The following is a 17,237-nucleotide window of genomic DNA, read 5'->3' on the forward strand; positions in this document are numbered from 1 at the left end:
ACTTCCTGAGAGTCGCCACGGCAAGAGCCCCGTCCATTCGATGGACGGGGCTCTTTGCCGTCCTTCCGGCTCGATAGGGTGGGACCGTATCCGTCACGATCACCAGGAGCTGCCATGAGCGCTGCGACCCCCGCTGGAGGACCTACGTCGGCGGGCCGCTCCTGGCCCGTCCTGCTGAACGGACTGCTCGACGGCAAGGACCTCACCGCCGACGACACGGCCTGGGCGATGGACCTGATCATGAGCGGCGAGGCGACTGACGCCCAGATCGCCGGCTTCATGGTGGCGCTGCGGGCCAAGGGCGAGACCGTGCAGGAGATCGCCGGCCTCGTACGGACCATGTACGCGCACGCGAACGTGATCGAGGTGCCGGGACCGGCCGTCGACATCGTCGGCACCGGCGGCGACGGCGCCAAGACGGTGAACATCTCCACGATGGCGTCGATCGTGGTCGCCGGCACCGGGACGAAGGTCGTCAAGCACGGCAACCGCGCCGCGTCCTCCGCCTCCGGCTCCTCCGACGTCCTGGAGAAGCTCGGCATCAACCTGAACCTCACCCCGCGGCGGGTCGCCGAGGTCGCCGAGGAAGCCGGCATCACGATCTGCTTCGCGGTGAAGTTCCACCCGTCGCTGCGGCACGTCGCCGCGGCGCGCGGCCAGCTGGGCATCCGGACGACCTTCAACGTGCTCGGCCCGCTGACCAACCCGGCCAAGGTGCGTGCCCAGGCCGTCGGGGTCGCCGACCCGCGCATGGCGCCGATCGTCGCCGGCGTCCTCGCCGACCGCGGCAACTCGGCCCTGGTCTTCCGCGGCGACGACGGCCTGGACGAGCTGACCACCACCGGCACCTCCCGCGTCTGGGTGGTCAGGGACGGCGCCGTCACCGAGGAGCGCTTCGACCCGCGGGACGTCGGCATCGACTTCGTCCCCCTGGAGGCGCTGCGGGGCGCGGACGCCTCGTACAACGCCGACGTGGCACGGCGGCTGCTCGCGGGGGAGACGGGGCCGGTCCGGGACGCGGTGCTGCTCAACGCGGCGGCGGCGCTGACCGCCCTGGAGCCCGGCACGGGCGGCCTGGCGGAGCAGCTGTCCGCGGGCATCGCGAAGGCGGCCGAGTCGATCGACTCCGGCGCGGCCCGCCGGAGCCTGGAGCGGTGGATCGCCGCCAGCAACGCCTGACCCCCCTGCCCCCTTCGCCCGTACGGCCCCGGTCCATCATGCGGACCGGGGTCTTGCGCATCGGCGATCATGTGGCAGGATGCTTTCCAGGTCACGAGTGACAGCGTTTAGGCCCCGGCTTGCTGTCCGGCAACCCTCCGTCCGTGGCGGGGTGCCCCGGGTGATGACCAGGCCGTAGGCAGCGAGGTCTACGGCAAGCGCGGACCCCTCGAACACCAGGGGTCCTGGTCTCTCGAGGAGCTTTTTCCGTGAGCAAGCGAATGCGATAGGGCGACTCCGCCCCTTCTTCACCCTCGGAACAGGGTCACTTCCGCGTACCCGTGTACCGGCGTACGCCCCCGTCGTCTCCGAGGCATCACCCGTACCCCGCCGCATCCGGCCGCGTACGGGATTCACCGAAGCCATTCCGCACCGCCCGCCGGGAGATTCCGCCATGTCCGCACGCCCGAACGCCGCCACCACCACCGTCGAGACCGCCGTCGCCGAGTCCGCCGACCCCTGCTGCGCCGCCCCGCTGCCCGTCCTCGGCCGGGACGTCACCGTCCCGCTCGTCACCGGCGGCGAGGTGACCTACGCGGCGCTCGACTACGCGGCCAGCGCCCCGGCCCTGCAGCGGGTCTGGGACGACGTCGCCGCGTACGCCCCCTACTACGGCAGCGTCCACCGCGGCGCCGGCTACCTCTCCCAGCTCTCCACCGACCTCTTCGAGAACAGCCGCGTCACCGTCGCCGAGTTCCTCGACTGCCGCCCCGGCGACCAGGTCGTCTTCACCCGCTCCACCACCGACTCGCTCAACCTGCTGGCCGCCACGATCCCGGCCGGCTGCGAGGTCTTCGTCTTCGAGACCGAGCACCACGCCTCGCTGCTGCCCTGGCGCGACGCCCGCGTCACCTACCTCAACGCGCCGCGCACCCCGGAGCAGGCCGTCGCCACCCTGGAGCGGGCCCTCGCCGACCGCGAGCCCTACGGCCCCGCGCTGGTCTGCGTCACCGGCGCATCCAACGTCACCGGCGAGCTGTGGCCGGTGAAGGAGCTCGCCGCCGCCGCGCACGCCCACGGCGCCAGGATCGTGCTCGACGCCGCCCAGCTCGCGCCCCACCACCCGGTCTCCGTAAGGGAGTTGGACGTGGACTGGGTCGCCTTCTCCGGGCACAAGCTGTACGCGCCCTTCGGCTCCGGCGTCCTCGCCGGCCGCGCCGACTGGCTTCAGGACTCCGAGCCCTACCTCGCGGGCGGCGGCGCCTCCCGCAAGGTGGCCCGTCGGGCCGACGGTGGTGTGGACGTGGAGTGGCACACCACCGCGGCCCGGCACGAGGCCGGTTCGCCGAACGTCATCGGCGTCTACTCGATCGCCTCCGCCTGCAAGGCGCTCACCGAGGCCGGCTTCGACTCCCTCGTCGCCCGCGAGCAGCACCTGATCGACACGGTCCGCGCGGGCCTCGCCGAGGTGCCCGAGGTGCGCGTGCTCTCGCTCTTCGGCGACGACGCGCCCCGGGTCGGCGTGATCTCCTTCGTGGTGGAGGGCTGGAACAGCTCCCACTTCGCCGCCGCGCTGTCCGCCGAGTACGGCATCGGTGTCCGCGACGGCCTCTTCTGCGCCCACCCGCTGGTCCGCACCCTGCTCGGCAGCGACCCGCAGGACCCGGGCGAGTGCGGCGCCCCCGAGGCCGCGCCCGGCGAGCGCTCCCTGAACGCCATCCGGGTGAGCTTCGGCGCCGGTACGCCGGACGAGCACGTGGAGCGGTTCGTCGGCGCCGTGAAGGAGCTCGTCCGGGACGGCGCGCAGTGGAAGTACCGCACGGAGGACGGCCGCTGCGTCCCGGACCGCGGCTGACCGGTCACTCGTACGGGTGAAGGGGGCCTCCCTGTCGGGAGGCCCCCTTCACGCGTCTCGCGGTCCCGGGTCTCAGGACTCCAGACCGATGGCGAAGGCCGCCTCCAGGTCGTGCTGGGAGTACGTGCGGAACGCCACGTGGGTGTCGGTGGCCTCGACGCCCGGGATCTTGCTGATGCGGCCGGGGATCACGTCCGCCAGGTCGTCGTGGCGGGGCACCCGGACCATGGCGATGAGGTCGTACGTGCCGGTCACCGAGAAGACCTCGCTGACGCTGTCGAGCGCGGCGATCGACTCGGCGATCTCGGGGATGCGGTCCACGCTGGTCTTGATGAGCACGATCGCGGTGATCACGGCTGGCTTTCTCCCTCGGTCGCCGCGGCTGGAGCCTTCACTCTATCCCCACCCCGGTAGCACCCCCAGGCGTAGAGGAAGCCGACCGAGAAGCCCACGACATGGGCCAGGTAGGCGACCCCCGGACCCGGTCCGGCCGCGCGCGCGGCCAGCCACTGGAGCACGAACCAGAAGATCAGCACGATCCAGGCGGGAAAGCGCAGCGGCAGGAAGAGGAGGAAGGGGAAGAGGCTGGTGACCCGGGCGCGCGGGAACAGGAAGAGGAAGGCCCCGAGCACCGCGGAGATCGCGCCCGACGCCCCCACGAGGGTCTGCTCGCTGTCCGCGTGCGCCACCGCGTACCCGAGGAGCGCCAGGTAGCCGGTGGACAGGTAGAAGAGGGCGAAGCCGGCCGGGCCCATGCGCTCCTCGGCCATCGCCCCGAAGACGTACAGGAACAGCATGTTCCCGAGCAGGTGGAGCCAGCTGCCGTGGACGAAGAGCGCGGTGAGCGGGGTGAGCAGGGCATGCGGCTCGCCGCTCATCAGCTCGACGGGGACGACGCCCCAGCGGCGGAAGTGCTCCCCCTGCGCGGCCAGGAGCGCGTCCCCGGTGCCGTACACCGGATTGACTCCGGAGACGGGACTGACGACGAAGAGGAGGCAGCAGGCGGCGATCAGTCCGTAGGTCACCGTGGGCCCCTTGCGCGTGCCCTGCCAGGCGCCGCGGGCCGCTCCTCGCCAGTCGATCATGGACAGATCATCGCGTACCGGGGCCGATGAGGACAGAGTGCCTCGCCGTGCCCCGGGGTACCGGCAAGGCCGTAGGGTTACGGGCACGACGACCGCAGTTCGACGGCGCACCGCGGCTCCCGCACCTGGTACCACGCAACAGGAAGAAGGACGGCACGATGACGACGGTTCCCCTGCCGACCGCCGAGACCCGCTGGCGCTGCACCCTCTGCGGCAACCTGACCCGCTTCGACGTGACGCGCTCCTCGAAGGTCGTCGAGTACGTCCATCTGGACCTCGCGGGCGATCCGACGGTCGAGGAGCGACAGGTGGTCAGTGAGACCATCGAGTCGGTCCGCTGCCGCTGGTGCAACGCGGTGGACCAGATCGAACTGGTGGACAGGCCGGGCGCCGCCTCCTGAGGGACGGCGCGGACGACATAGGGGTGACGGATCGTGGAGCAGCCCGCGCACGGTGGAGAGCCGGCCGGCGCGGCAGGTGACGCTGCCGAGACGCTCGACCACCCACTGCCGGAAGGCGTACGGCGGCGGGTCGTCGCGCTGGTCGCGGACGCCTTCGGCGGACTGACCGTCGCGGAGCTCCCCGCACCCCTGCGGCAGTACGCCCGCTTCACCGCCAGCCGGCGGGCCAAGTTCGCCGGCAACGCGATGGCGGCCGCCCTGGAGAGCGACCCGCTCTTCCGGCAGCGGATCGGCGAGCGGTTCAAGCAGGGCCAGCCCGAGCTGGCCGGTGCGGTGGAGACCGGCACCCCGCCCGCCGCCGCCGACCCCGTCGACGTGGCCGCCGCCGCCTACGTGCTGCGCCCGCCCGGCTGGGTCAAGCTCGTGGCCGCGGCGGGCGAGGAGGCCCAGCGCGTCGACGCCGAGCGCGCCGACGAGGCCGGCCGGCGGGAGCTGGAGCGGCTCCGCGAGGAGCTTGCCGCCGCCCGCGACCGCTCCCGGAGCGAGACCGAGCAGCTGCGGCAGGACCTGGAGGCGGCCCGCAAGGAAGCGGAATCGCTTCACCGCAAGCTGCGCAGCGCCCAGAGCGACGTGAAGCGCGGCGAGGCCGCGCTGCGGCGCGCCCAGGGCGAGATCGACGTCGTGCGCGCGGAGGGGGCGGCCCAGCTGTCGTCCGCCGAGAGCGAGGCCCGCCGGCTCAAGGCGCGGCTCGGTGAGGTCGAGGCGGCCCTGGAGGCGAGCCGCCGGACGGCCCGTGAGGGGCGCTCGGTGGAGGACATGCGGCTGCGGCTGCTCCTGGACACCGTCCTCGACGCGGCCCAGGGTCTGCGCCGCGAACTCGCGCTGCCGCCCGTGTCGGTGCACCCCGCGGACACCGTGGACGCGGTGGAGCCGGGGCGGATGTCCCCGAAGGACATCGCGGCGCGGGCCCTCTCCGAGACCGATCCGGCGTTGCTCGACCAGCTCCTCGCGCTGCCGCAGGCGCATCTGGTGGTCGACGGCTACAACGTCACCAAGACCGGTTACCCGACCATGCCGTTGGAGAAGCAGCGGCTGCGGCTGCTCGGCGGTCTCTCGGCCCTCGCGGCCCGTTCGGGCGCCGAGGTCACCTGTGTCTTCGACGGGGCGGAGCTGGCGGCACCGGTGCTCCTGGCGCCGCCGCGCGGGGTGCGGGTGCTGTTCTCCAAGCCCGGTGTCACGGCCGACGAGTTGATCCGACAGCTGGTGCGGGCCGAGCCGCCGGGGCGGCCGGTCGTGGTGGTCTCCACCGACCGCGAGGTGGCCGACGGGGTGGCGAAGGCGGGTGCGCGGCCGGTGGCGTCCGTCTTGTTGCTGAAGCGGCTTTCGCGTCTCTCGTGACACATCACAACCCATGGGCGCTTTGCCTGAATTATGGATGGCGGACCGTCAAGTCGCCATCACTGCCGGTGCGGTACGTGTAAACAAAGTGCTGCGTGAGCAATATTTTTGCCGGTGGGATTTGAACTGATCACAGCTTGGTCACTAGGGTCGGGCATCGAACCTTCGCGCGGTTGATCACCCATCCGGGGTGGCGGCGGAGGAACCGCCTGCCCCTGACCGGTTGGGCGGCTCTGAGGAAGAAGGAGATCGCCTTCGTGGCGTCCCACCGTCGACCCAAGCAGCCGAGCCGCGCCCGTGTGACCGTGCTCACCGTCACCGCCGCCGCCGCCGTGGCGTTCACCGCCCAGTCCGGAGCCCAGGCGGCCCCCGCGAAGCCCAAGATCGACGAGGTCAAGTCGAAGGTCGACAAGCTGCACCACGAGGCCGAGGAGGCCACGGAGCAGTACAGCCTCGCCGAGGAGCGGCGCGGCAAGCTGCAGACGGAGATCGGCAACCTCCAGGACAAGGTCGCCCGCGGCCAGCAGGAGCTCAACACCCTGCGCGACCAGATCGGTTCGGTCGCCAGCGCCCAGTACCGCTCCGGCGGCATCGACCCGGCGCTCCAGCTCTTCCTCTCCGCCGACCCGGACACCTACCTCGACAAGGCGTCCGCGATCGACCAGTTGAGCGCCCAGCAGGCCGACGTGCTCACCTCGATCCAGGCCAAGCAGCGCACGCTCGCCCAGCAGCGGGCCGAGGCCACCACGAAGCTCGCCGACCTCGAGGACGTCCGCAAGACCCTTGGCGAGAAGAAGAAGAAGTTCCAGGCCAAGCTGGCCGAGGCGCAGAAGCTCCTCAACACGCTCACCGCGGCCGAGCGGGCCAAGATGCAGGAGCAGGAGCAGCGGGCCAGCCGCGACGCGGGCGAGCGGGTCAACCTGGGCAACGAGGTCCCGGCCTCACAGCGTGGCGCCGCCGCCCTCGCCGCCGCCGCCACCCAGCTCGGCAAGCCGTACGTCTCCGGTGCCGAGGGCCCCAACGCGTACGACTGCTCCGGTCTGACCATGTGGGCCTACGGTCAGGCCGGCGTCGACCTCACCCGCACCACCTACACCCAGCAGAACGACGGCGTGAAGATCGGCCGCAGCCAGCTCAAGCCGGGCGACCTGGTCTTCTTCAACAGCCTGTCGCACGTGGCTCTGTACGCGGGCAACAACACGATCCTGCACGCTCCCAAGCCGGGCGCCGTGGTCCGCTACGAGTCCATGAGCTACATGGGCACCTTCCAGTTCGGCGTCCGCATCTGACGGACACGACCCGCGCCGGCATGCCGCCCAATCGGGTGGTTTCGCCACCACGCACGCTGACCTGACGCCCCGCCGGTGACCTGTGTTCTCCGGCGGGGCGTCACTTTGTGTGCCCGGCGCCTTCGTTGGACGCGGAGTGATCAGCGGCTACTGTCTGCCGCGCCAGTCTGCGTCGAGCCGAACGGAGCGCGATTAGTGGCGTCCCACCGCCGACCCGTCAGGGTCACCGTCCTCACCGCCGCCGCGGCGGCCACCGCGGCGGCGTCCCTCGGGGCCGTCCCCGCGAGCGCCGACCCCGGAGCGGGACCCGCGGCCACCCGTGCCACGGTCGACCGCCTCTTCGAGGAGGCCGAGAAGGCCACCGAGGGCTACAACCGCGCGGACGAGAAGACGGACGCGCTGCGCCGCACGGTCGCCGAGGTCCGGGACGGCCTCGCCCGCGGCCAGGAGCGCATCAACCGCATGCGGGGCGCGCTCGGCTCGGTCGCCGGGGCCCAGTACCGCTCCGGCGGCATGGACCCCGCCCTCGCCCTGCTGCTCTCGTCCGACCCGGACAGCTACCTCGACCGCGCCTCCGCCCTCGACCGGGTCACCGCCCGCCAGGGCGCCGCGCTCGGCGAACTCCAGCGTGAGCAGCGCCGGCTGAACCAGAAGCGGTCCGAAGCCCGCACGGCCCTCGGCGAACTGGAACGCAGCCGCGCCGAGGTCGCCCGCCACAAGCTCGCCGTCGAGCGCAAGCTCGCCGAGGCCCGCCGGTTGCTCGCCTCCCTCACCGCGGAGGAGCGCGCCGACTACGACCGCGCCTCCCGTACCGGGGGACGGGCCGGAGGGCCCGCCGAGGAACTGCCGCCCCTCGCCGACCTCGGCCCGGCCTCCTCGCGGGCCGCCGCCGCGGTGATCGCCGCCCGCAGCGCCATCGGCAAGCCGTACGTGTGGGGGGCGACCGGCCCCTCCGCCTTCGACTGCTCGGGCCTGATGGTCTGGTCGTACCGCCAGGCCGGCATCAGCCTGCCGCGCACCTCGTCGGCGCAGCGGTACGCGGGCCGCCAGGTGCCGCTGTCCCAGGCACAGCCCGGGGACCTGGTCACCTACCGGGGCGACGCCAGCCACGTCGCGATCTACGCGGGCAACGGGCAGGTCATCCACGCGCCCTACCCGGGCGCACGGGTCCGCTACGACCCGGTGAACATGATGTCCCACGTGACGGTGACCCGGGTCTGACACCCGGCCGGACGCGGGGCCCGCCGTTTCGACCGTACGATCGGGGGCGTGGCAGGTCAGGGAAGCAGAGCGGCGCGCGGCGCGGTCGCGTGTGCGGCGGCGTCCCTGCTGGCCCTCGCCGGGTGCACGGCGCCCGAGCCGGCCGACCCGTCGCCCCGGGAGATCCAGAGCCTGCTCGACCGGCACGCGCGGGCGCTGCTCGACCGGGACGAGGCCGGCTACCTCGCGGCCGTCGACCCCGCGCTCGCACCGGCGGCCCGCACCGAGTTCGACCGGCTCGCGAAGATCCCGCTCGGCGGCCTGGACTACCGGGTCACCGACGTCGACCGGACCGGCGGGAACCGGGCGACCGCCGAGGTCGAGCTGGGGTACCGGATCAAGGGGTACGACTCCGGGCCCGCCACCAGCGAGCGGATCCTGGACCTCGTCGAACGCGACGGCCGCTGGTACGTCACCGGTGACCGCGGCGCCGAGGGCGCGCCGCAGCAGCTGTGGCAGCAGGGCGAGGTGGAGACGGTGACCGGCCGCCGCAGCCTCGTCCTCGGCGTGGGGCAGAGCGCGGAGCGGCTGCGGGAGATCGCGGCGGCGGCGGACCGCGCGGTGCCCGCGGTCGGCGACGCCTGGGGCGGGAGCTGGGCGGGCCGGATCGTGGTCCTCGTGCCCGCGTCCGTCGATGCGATGGGCCGGCTCCTCGGCGGGTCGGCCGCCGACTACCGGGGCATCGCGGCCGTCACGACCGGCGAGACGGGCGGCGGCCCACTGGCGCCCGCGGACCGGGTGATCGTCAACCCGGACGCGTACGCGGTGCTCGGCGCCTTCGGCCGGCAGCTGGTCCTCACCCACGAGACCACCCATGTCGCCACCCGCGTCCAGACCACCAAGGCCACTCCCGTCTGGCTCTCCGAAGGCCTCGCCGACTGGGTCGCCTACCGGGGCACCGGCCGAACCCCCGCCCAGGCCGCGCCCGAACTCCGCCGTGCGGTCCGCGCGGGCGAGCTGCCCGCCCGGCTGCCGGACGACGCCGACTTCGCCTTCGGCGGCGACGCGGACGCCCTCGCGCGGGCCTACGAGGGCGGCTGGCTCGCCTGCGAGCTGATCGCCGAGCGCTGGGGCGCCGGGAAGCTGACCGCGTTCTACCGTGCCGTGGGCGCCCACCCGGGCCGCGAGGGCGCGGTGGAGAAGGCCCTCCACGACGTGCTGGACACGACGCCGGAACGGTTCACCGCCGACTGGCGCGCCTATCTGACGGACCGGCTCGGCGGCGCGGACACCGCTTAGGGCCTGTCCGGCCGATCAGGGTCGGACACCGCTCAGCCCTCGTCCGTGACCCTGGTGAAGAGGGAGATCCCGTCCTGCCGGTCGGCCAGGCGGTAGCCGGGAACGTCCGGTGTGGCCGCTTCCATCGCCTTGCCGGCCGCGCAGTCGGGGTCGGTCATGTCCTTGTCGTCGTAGATCAGCCACTGGGGCGGATCGGACGGGGGGAACGACCGCGGGAACAGACAGATCTCGCTGACGGTGGCGCGGTCGACGAGCTGCGCGGCGAGCTGGTTCGAGGCGGCCACGGTCGCGCCGTCGGGGATCTTCGCGAGCAGCTCGTCCGCCGTCCTGACGTGGGCGGACTCGGCCCACGTCCGCGGGAGTACGAGCTCGTGCAGCGGGTGGGTGAAGAAGGTGACGCCCGTGACCACCGCTCCGACGACACAGGCGGGCACGAGCCGGCGCGCGGTCACGCGGCCCGAGGCCACGGTGTGGACGACGGCGGCGAAGGCGATGGGCATGAGCACCGCGCTGTAGTGGAAATCCGTTCCCCAGTGGAAGGGGTTCGGCGAGGTGAAGCGCCATGCCAGGGTCGGAAGCGCGATCAGCACGATCGGCGAGCGGAGGGCGAGGAATCCGGTGGGCGCGACGATCATGAGGACCGTGAGCCACTTGACCGGAGGCCAGAAGGCCTCGGCGGCCTGCATCAGCAGGCCCGTCTCCTCGGGCGTCGGGGCCGGCCAGTAGGCGAACTTCCCGACGGGGTTGAAGTACGGCAGGATCACCAGCATTTCCAGGGCCGTCGCGGCGGCCCCGAAGGCGGCGACGGCGAGCCCCGCGACCCGTGGTCCCTTCCAGGCCGCGTAGGCGCCGATCGCGGCGACCGTGAGACCGAGGTCCTCCTTGACCAGCACCAGGGGAAGCGACCACAGGAGGGCCGCCCGCCATCGCTGCCGTCCGGCGGCGCAGAGGGAGAGCGACAACAGCGGCACGGCGACGGCGACTTCGTGGAAGTCGAAGGAGATCAGCTTGGCGAGTCCCCAGGAAGCCCCGTACGACACCCCGACCCAGTAGGCGAATTTCCGGCCCCGGACGTCGTGCGCCCACTTCATCAGGGGAATGACGGAGAAGGCGACCAGGGCCGCCTGGCAGACCAGCAGCGTATAGCTGGAGGGAAATGCCCTGTAGGCCGGCGCGAGCAGCGCGAGGACCGGATGGAAATGATCCCCGAGCGTGTTGTAGTCGGGCCCCTTGAGAGGCGAATACGGAGCGGAGAGCTCCGAGTAGGACTTCACGATCTGCGTGAAGATCCCCAGGTCGTAGCCGGTCGAGAGGTTGGCCGCGTGGCGTCGCGCCGACAGCAGCAGATAGACCGTGAAGAAGGCGCCGGCAATCAGGTAAGGGGACTTCCGGAACTTCCCTGCCGCGACTTCCGCGGATATCCCTGCGGCCTCCTCGGTACCCCCTGTCGAGGTGCGCCGCTGAAGCGTGTCGACCGAGAGGTTCGGGTTGTTCATGTCAGCAGGAGAACCTAACAGGGAGGCAAAGGTCCATCAGGGTAGCACCGGCGCCTATCCGTGGGACCGGGCCGAACCGGTCAGCACCTTCTCCCGTTCCGGCAGGTCCGCCGGGACGGGGATCCGCACCACTCCGGCCTCCGTCACCGTGTGCCGCCACAGGGTGCGGCAGGCGGCGAACGCGGCGGCCACGAGCAGGCCGTTGCGCAGGAACAGGACCGCGATGCCCAGGGGATCGCTCTCGGTCACGTGCCAGAACCAGACGGGGTACTCGAACTGCGTCACGGCCGTCGCCCACAGCACCAGATGGGCGGGGCGCCGCATCCTGCTCGACCGGTAGGCGAGGCAGACCGCGGCGAGCCCGACCAGCCAGATCATGTACTGCGGCGAGATCACCCGGCTCGTCACGGTGAAGAGCAGCACCGCCACGAAGGCCGCGTCCGCCATCGTCGAGGAGACGAACCGGCGGGCCTTGAACCGCCACACCGCCAGCCAGCCGAAGGCGGCGACCGTCATCCCCATCGCGCCGGCCGACACCCACGGGACGTACGGGCCGATGAACTCCATCGATCCGTAGTTCATCCGCGCCTCGCCGTCCCAGCCGAAGTTCCGGGCCAGGTGGAACACCATCGCGCCCAGGGACTCGACCTCCGTGCCCCGCTCGCCCTGATAGGAGAGGAAGGCCAGCGAGCCCGGCATCCACGCCGCGCACAGCAGCAGGGCCGCGCATCCGGCGCCCGCCGCCACCGGCCAGGAGCGCCAGGTGACCGGCCCCTTCGGGGTGCCCGCGAGCAGCAGCGCCGGCCACACCTTGAGCACCGCGCCGAAGCCGGCGAGCACACCGAGCGTGCGCGGGCTGCGGACGGCCGCCAGCAGGGCCGCGGCGGCGACGGCCGCCACCATGATGTCGTAGCGGGCGTACGCGGTCGGGCCGAGCAGGGGCACCGCCGCCAGCCACAGCCAGGCGCCCCGCATCGACCGGCCCGGACGGCGGCCGGTGCGCACCAGGAGCCCGAAGACGAAGGCGTCGCACAGGAACGCCAGGACGAAGAAGGCGGTCGCGTAGTCGAGGAACGGCAGCAGCGCGGGCGCGAGGATCGCGAGGGCGGCGCCCGGCGGATACTGCCAGGTCGAGTCCTCCAGGGGATACGTACCGGACCTCAGGACCTCGAACCAGCCCCGGTAGATCTCCTCGACCTCGCGCGTCGTCTCCGGGCCGGGGACCGAGACGACGTCGAAGGCGCACAGCAGCAGGACGATCCGGGTGAGGCCCCAGAGGACGAGCGGCAGCCGCAGCCGTATCCGGTCCTTGCCCGCCGAGCCCGTCATGACCGTCCTGGCTCCTGTCCTGTCGGCTCGCTCGCGGGAGGAAGTGGTGGGTGCCGGGCGGGGGGTGCGCTCGCGGTACTGTCGGCCACGATGCACAAGACCCTGATCGTAACCAACGACTTCCCGCCGCGTCCCGGCGGAATCCAGGCGTTCCTGCACAACATGGCGCTCCGCCTGGATCCCGACCGGGTCGTGGTCTACGCCTCCACCTGGAAGCGCAGCCGCGAAGGGATCGAGGCGACGGCCGCGTTCGACGCCGAGCAGCCTTTCACGGTCGTCCGGGATCGCACCACCATGCTGCTGCCGACCCCCCGGGTCACCGCCCGCGCCACCGCGCTGCTCCGCGAGCACGGCTGCACGTCCGTGTGGTTCGGCGCGGCCGCGCCGCTCGGTCTGATGGCCCCCGCGCTCCGCCGGGCGGGCGCACGGCGACTGGTCGCCACCACCCACGGCCATGAGGCGGGATGGGCCCAGCTCCCCGCCTCCCGGCAGCTGCTGCGCCGCATCGGCGAGGGCACGGACACGATCACCTACCTCGGCGAGTACACCCGCTCCCGGATCGCGGGAGCCCTCACGCCCGCCGCCGCCGACCGGATGGTCCAGCTGCCGCCGGGTGTGGACGAGAAGACCTTCCATCCCGGTTCGGGCGGCGTGGAGGTCCGCGCCCGCCTCGGACTCAGCGACCGTCCCGTCGTCGTCTGCGTCTCCCGGCTCGTCCCGCGCAAGGGTCAGGACACCTTGATCAGGGCGATGCCCCGGATCCTCCGACGGGTCCCGGACGCGGTCCTCCTGATCGTCGGCGGCGGCCCGTACGAGAAGGACCTGCGCCGTCTCGCCGCCGAGACCGGCGTGGCCGGTTCCGTACGCTTCACCGGCGCCGTCCCCTGGTCGGAACTCCCCGCCCACTACGGGGCGGGCGACGTCTTCGCCATGCCCTGCCGGACCCGGCGCGGCGGCCTCGACGTCGAGGGCCTCGGCATCGTCTATCTGGAGGCCTCCGCCACCGGCCTGCCGGTCGTCGCCGGCGATTCCGGCGGCGCCCCGGACGCCGTCCTCGACGGCGAGACCGGCTGGGTCGTGCGCGGGGACGCCCCGGAGGACACCGCCGACCGCGTCACCACCCTGCTCCTCGACCCCGAGCTGCGCGCGCGCATGGGGGAGCGGGGGCGGGCCTGGGTCGAGGAGAAGTGGCGCTGGGACCTGCTGGCGGAGCGGCTCAGGGAGCTGCTGTAGCGGACGGTTCGCGCGTCAGGACGTAGGTGCTGCCGGCGTCGGGGTCGCCGAAGAAGAAGAACAGGACGAGCCTGCGCTGCTCGTCGCGGTCCACGAAGAAGCGCCAGCTGTAGGTCGTGGGGGCGTCCCCGCCGTCCGGCGGGGGCGTCGTCGCGTCGGCGCGCTTGTCGACCTTCGTGCGGGTGGTGAGTTCCAGGCGCACGTCCTGGCCGTTCGCGTCGTCGGCGAGGGACCAGGTGCCGGTGCCGGAGAGCCGCCAGCCCTCGTCGAAGTCGAAGTCCCCGCCGTCGAGCCGGGTGACGGTCGCCGTGCCGTCCGGGCGCAGCGTCATCGCGGTGCCCTCGGTGGACTTCCACGTCCCGGCGACCTCGGCCGCTGTGGCGTCGTGGACGTCCGTGCCCTCGTAGTACTGGGCCGGTCCGGCGAGGCAGCCGGTCAGGGCGGCCAGCAGGGCCGCCACCGCCCCGTACCGGCGGAGCCCGCGGAGCGCGTTTCCCCTCGTGGTCTTCACGGTACGCATCCTGCCACCTGGAGTTGAACGCGTTCAAGTCTGGGTGCCGGGCAGGGTGCGGAAACGGCCGGAGGCCCGGAGTGATGTCGCCCCGGGCCTCCGGCCGTATGGTCCGCCTGCGGGCCTCAGCCCTGGTAGATCGCCTCGATCTCGTCCGCGAAGTCCTTCGCCACCACGTTCCGCTTCAGCTTCAGCGACGGCGTGATGTGACCCGCCTCCTCGGTGAACTGGGCAGGGAGGATACGGAACTTGCGGACCGACTCGGCCTTGGAGACCGCCGCGTTGCCGTCGTCGATCGCCCGCTGGACCTCCGCCACGAGCTCCGCGTCCTCGCGGAGCGAGGCCGCCGTCGAACCGGCCGGCTTGCCGTGGTCCGCGGCCCACCGGCCGAGGAACTCCTCGTCGATGGTGACCAGCGCGCCCACGAACGGACGCCCGTCGCCGACCACCATGCACTCCGCGACCAGCGCGTGCGCCCGGATCCGGTCCTCGATGACCGCCGGAGCGACGTTCTTGCCGCCCGCCGTCACCAGGATCTCCTTCTTGCGGCCGGTGATCGCGAGGTAGCCGTCCTCGTCCAGCGTGCCGATGTCGCCGGTGTGGAACCAGCCGTCCGCGAGCGCCTCGGCCGTCGCCGTCTCGTTGTTCCAGTACCGCGTGAAGATGTGCTCGCCGTGCAGCAGCACCTCGCCGTCGTCGGCGATCCGCACCACCGAGCCCGGCAGCGGCTGACCGACCGTGCCGATCTTCTGCCGGTCCCACGGGTTGAACGCGGTCGCCGCGCACGACTCCGTCAGGCCGTAGCCCTCCAGGACCGTGAAGCCGATGCCCCGGAAGAAGTGGCCGAGCCGCTCGCCGAGCGGCGCGCCGCCCGAGATGGCGTACTCGCCGCGCCCGCCGAGCACCGCCCGCAGCTTGCTGAAGACCAGCTTGTCGAAGACCTTGTGCTTCAGCTTGAGGCCGAAGGACGGGCCCTGCGGGGTGCCGATCGCCCGGCTGTACGCGATCGCCGTGTGCGCGGCCTTGTCGAAGATCTTGCCCTTGCCGTCGGCCTGGGCCTTCGCCCGCGCCGAGTTGTAGACCTTCTCGAAGACCCGCGGCACGCCCAGGATCAGCGTCGGCCGGAACGAGGCCAGCTCGTCGGTCAGGTTCTTGATGTCCGGTACGCAGCCGAGGCGGATCGGCGCCATCACGGACGCGACCTCGACGAGCCGCCCGAAGACGTGCGCGGCCGGCAGGAACAGCAGCACCGAGCACTCGCCCGTACGGAAGAGGGGCTTGAGCCGCTCCACGATGTTGCCGCACTCGGCGAAGAAGGCCCGGTGGGACAGGACGCAGCCCTTGGGGCGGCCCGTCGTGCCCGAGGTGTAGACGATCGTCGCCGGGTCGTCGGCGTTCGCCGCCGACATGCGCGCGTCGAGCAGCTCGTCGGAGACGTCCGCGCCGGTCGCCGTCAGCCGCGCGACCGCGTCGTCCTCGATCTGCCAGACGTCCTTGAGCTCCGGAAGGTGCTCCCGTACGGACTCCACCGACGCCTGGTGCGCCGCGCTCTCGACGAGCGCCAGGGTCGCGCCCGAGTCGCCGAGGATCCACTGGATCTGCTCCGGCGAGCTCGTCTCGTACACCGGCACGGTGACCGCGCCCGCGCTCCAGATCGCGAAGTCGAGGAGGACCCACTCGTAGCGCGTGCGGGAGAGCAGCGCGACCCGGTCGCCCGGCTCCACGCCGGCGGCGATCAGGCCCTTGGCGGCGCCGCGGACCTCCGCGAGGAACTGGGTGGCGGTGACGTCGGTCCAGACGCCGTCGACCTTGCGCCCCATGACGGCGACGTCTGGGTGCTGGGAGGCGTTGCGGCGGATGAGATCCGTCAGGTTGCCGTCCGCGGGGACCTCGTACAGGGCCGGAAGGCTGAACTCGCGCAAGACTGCTGCTCCTCATCGGGCGCCGGCGCCACGGCTCTGTGTGATGCACCGGTGAAGTCCATGATCGGGCAGGTGCTCAGTGGGGGTGAGCACGACTGGACTGCCCGGACGTTACCCACCAGTACATGGTTCCCGATAGGGGGTCCCGGCCAGATGTTCCGTGCGTCACACATGCGTGACGGTGCTCTGCGCACAGTAATCCACTGGTTTCGCGACTCCCAAGTAACCGCAGGTGACACCCCCTAAGGTGGCCTCATGCGAGTCCATGTGGTCAGTGACGTACACGGCAACGCCGGAGACCTCGCCAAGGCGGGGGAGGGCGCCGACGCCCTGATATGCCTGGGGGACCTGGTCCTCTTCCTCGACTACGCCGATCACAGCCGAGGCATCTTCCCCGACCTCTTCGGCACCGAGAACGCCGACCGGCTGGTCGAGCTGCGCACCGCCCGCCGCTTCGACGAGGCCCGTGACCTGGGGCGCCGCCTCTGGGCCGGACTCGACGTCGACCGGGACACCGCCATCGAGGCAGCCGTGCGCCGCCAGTACGCCGAACTCTTCGCCGCCTTCCCCACCCCCACCTACGCCACCTACGGCAACGTCGACATCCCCCGGCTCTGGCCCGACTTCGCCGGACCCGGCACGACCGTCCTCGACGGCGAGCGGATCGAGCTCGGCGGCCTCACCGTCGGCTTCGTCGGCGGCGGCCTGCGCACCCCCATGCGCACCCCGTACGAGATCTCCGACGAGGAGTACGCCGCGAAGGTAGAGGCGCTCGGCGACATCGACATCCTCTGCTCCCACATCCCGCCGGACGTGCCGGACCTGACGTACGACACCGTCGCCCGCCGCTTCGAGCGCGGCAGCCGGGCCCTGCTCGACGCGATCCGCCGCGTCAGGCCCCGCTACGCCCTCTTCGGCCACGTCCACCAGCCGCTCGCCCGCCGCATGCGGATCGGCTCGACCGAGTGCGTGAACGTCGGCCACTTCGCCTCGACCGGCAGACCCTTCGCGCTGGAGTGGTGACGGGGCCGCAGTCGCGGCGCGATAGCCTGCCGTAGGCA

At 72.2% G+C, this 17,237-nt stretch carries 15 protein-coding genes and 1 riboswitch; of the genes, 9 read left to right on the forward strand and 6 right to left on the reverse strand.

The window, feature by feature from the left end; genetic code table 11:
* The first annotated feature begins 114 nt into the window (after positions 1–114).
* Together trpD and OO54_RS14615 are read left to right on the forward strand one after the other, a co-directional pair.
* A complete protein-coding gene (gene trpD / locus OO54_RS14610) occupies positions 115–1,179 on the forward strand; it encodes an anthranilate phosphoribosyltransferase (RefSeq protein WP_033203301.1) in 1,065 nt (354 codons plus the stop codon).
* An 89-nt stretch (positions 1,180–1,268) separates the two neighbouring features.
* A riboswitch (SAM riboswitch) is annotated at positions 1,269–1,385 on the forward strand.
* Between the two features lie 227 nt (positions 1,386–1,612).
* Positions 1,613–3,013, forward strand: coding sequence for an aminotransferase class V-fold PLP-dependent enzyme (locus OO54_RS14615; protein ID WP_017238850.1), 1,401 nt, complete (start codon positions 1,613–1,615; stop codon positions 3,011–3,013).
* A gap of 72 nt (positions 3,014–3,085) precedes the next feature.
* Here OO54_RS14615 and OO54_RS14620 read toward each other — a convergent pair whose 3' ends face one another.
* Positions 3,086–3,367 (reverse strand): Lrp/AsnC family transcriptional regulator, encoded by a 282-nt coding sequence (locus OO54_RS14620; RefSeq protein ID WP_017238849.1) that lies wholly within the window; start codon positions 3,365–3,367, stop codon positions 3,086–3,088.
* Entirely contained in the window at positions 3,364–4,098 is a 735-nt protein-coding gene (locus tag OO54_RS14625) for a rhomboid family intramembrane serine protease (RefSeq protein ID WP_033203302.1), read from the reverse strand. The genes OO54_RS14620 and OO54_RS14625 overlap by 4 nt, the downstream gene beginning before the upstream one ends.
* Before the next feature lie 158 nt (positions 4,099–4,256).
* Between OO54_RS14625 and OO54_RS14630 the strand changes: the two genes are divergently transcribed.
* The 5 genes from OO54_RS14630 (at position 4,257) to OO54_RS14650 (ending at position 9,685) form a co-directional block, all read left to right on the forward strand.
* Positions 4,257–4,499 (forward strand): hypothetical protein, encoded by a 243-nt coding sequence (locus tag OO54_RS14630; protein WP_017238847.1) that lies wholly within the window; start codon positions 4,257–4,259, stop codon positions 4,497–4,499.
* Positions 4,500–4,532: 33 nt separating this feature from the next.
* On the forward strand, positions 4,533–5,897 hold the full coding sequence (locus OO54_RS14635) for an NYN domain-containing protein (protein ID WP_033203303.1): 1,365 nt from the start codon (positions 4,533–4,535) through the stop codon (positions 5,895–5,897).
* Between the two features lie 257 nt (positions 5,898–6,154).
* Entirely contained in the window at positions 6,155–7,186 is a 1,032-nt protein-coding gene (locus OO54_RS14640) for a C40 family peptidase (RefSeq protein ID WP_033203360.1), read from the forward strand.
* A 195-nt stretch (positions 7,187–7,381) separates the two neighbouring features.
* Positions 7,382–8,407, forward strand: coding sequence for a C40 family peptidase (locus OO54_RS14645; RefSeq protein WP_033203304.1), 1,026 nt, complete (start codon positions 7,382–7,384; stop codon positions 8,405–8,407).
* 48 nt (positions 8,408–8,455) lie between these two features.
* Positions 8,456–9,685 carry a lipoprotein gene (locus OO54_RS14650; RefSeq protein WP_033203305.1) on the forward strand — a complete coding sequence of 410 codons (1,230 nt, stop codon included), beginning with the start codon at positions 8,456–8,458 and terminating at the stop codon, positions 9,683–9,685.
* A 32-nt stretch (positions 9,686–9,717) separates the two neighbouring features.
* Here the strand turns inward: OO54_RS14650 and OO54_RS14655 are convergent, their stop codons facing one another.
* Both OO54_RS14655 and OO54_RS14660 read right to left on the reverse strand, forming a co-directional pair.
* Complete coding sequence (locus OO54_RS14655) at positions 9,718–11,181, reverse strand: DUF2079 domain-containing protein (protein ID WP_051786952.1); 1,464 nt, start codon at positions 11,179–11,181, stop codon at positions 9,718–9,720.
* Between the two features lie 54 nt (positions 11,182–11,235).
* A complete protein-coding gene (locus tag OO54_RS14660) occupies positions 11,236–12,510 on the reverse strand; it encodes a glycosyltransferase 87 family protein (RefSeq protein ID WP_033203306.1) in 1,275 nt (424 codons plus the stop codon).
* Positions 12,511–12,600: 90 nt separating this feature from the next.
* Here OO54_RS14660 and OO54_RS14665 point away from each other — a divergent pair, with 90 nt between their 5' ends.
* A complete protein-coding gene (locus OO54_RS14665; RefSeq protein ID WP_033203307.1) occupies positions 12,601–13,743 on the forward strand; it encodes a glycosyltransferase family 4 protein in 1,143 nt (380 codons plus the stop codon).
* Here OO54_RS14665 and OO54_RS14670 read toward each other — a convergent pair.
* Positions 13,727–14,263 carry a hypothetical protein gene (locus OO54_RS14670; protein ID WP_063738285.1) on the reverse strand — a complete coding sequence of 179 codons (537 nt, stop codon included), beginning with the start codon at positions 14,261–14,263 and terminating at the stop codon, positions 13,727–13,729. The genes OO54_RS14665 and OO54_RS14670 overlap by 17 nt on opposite strands.
* 116 nt (positions 14,264–14,379) lie before the next feature.
* Complete coding sequence (locus tag OO54_RS14675) at positions 14,380–16,176, reverse strand: AMP-dependent synthetase/ligase (protein WP_033203308.1); 1,797 nt, start codon at positions 16,174–16,176, stop codon at positions 14,380–14,382.
* A 255-nt stretch (positions 16,177–16,431) separates the two neighbouring features.
* On the opposite strand from OO54_RS14675, the gene OO54_RS14680 reads away from it, so the two are divergent.
* A complete protein-coding gene (locus OO54_RS14680) occupies positions 16,432–17,199 on the forward strand; it encodes a metallophosphoesterase family protein (protein ID WP_078905203.1) in 768 nt (255 codons plus the stop codon).
* Positions 17,200–17,237 lie beyond the last annotated feature (38 nt).

This window comes from Streptomyces wedmorensis, assembly GCF_000716445.1.
Classification (GTDB): Bacteria; Actinomycetota; Actinomycetes; order Streptomycetales; family Streptomycetaceae; genus Streptomyces; species Streptomyces wedmorensis.

Coding starts and splice junctions, on each gene's coding strand:
- OO54_RS14665 (WP_033203307.1), top strand. CDS start 12,601: ATGCACAAGACCCTGATCGTAACCAACGACTTCCCGCCGCGTCCCGGC.
- OO54_RS14670 (WP_063738285.1), bottom strand. CDS start 14,263: ATGCGTACCGTGAAGACCACGAGGGGAAACGCGCTCCGCGGGCTCCGC.
- trpD (WP_033203301.1), top strand. CDS start 115: ATGAGCGCTGCGACCCCCGCTGGAGGACCTACGTCGGCGGGCCGCTCC.
- OO54_RS14655 (WP_051786952.1), bottom strand. CDS start 11,181: ATGAACAACCCGAACCTCTCGGTCGACACGCTTCAGCGGCGCACCTCG.
- OO54_RS14680 (WP_078905203.1), top strand. CDS start 16,432: ATGCGAGTCCATGTGGTCAGTGACGTACACGGCAACGCCGGAGACCTC.
- OO54_RS14630 (WP_017238847.1), top strand. CDS start 4,257: ATGACGACGGTTCCCCTGCCGACCGCCGAGACCCGCTGGCGCTGCACC.
- OO54_RS14615 (WP_017238850.1), top strand. CDS start 1,613: ATGTCCGCACGCCCGAACGCCGCCACCACCACCGTCGAGACCGCCGTC.
- OO54_RS14660 (WP_033203306.1), bottom strand. CDS start 12,510: ATGACGGGCTCGGCGGGCAAGGACCGGATACGGCTGCGGCTGCCGCTC.
- OO54_RS14625 (WP_033203302.1), bottom strand. CDS start 4,098: ATGATCGACTGGCGAGGAGCGGCCCGCGGCGCCTGGCAGGGCACGCGC.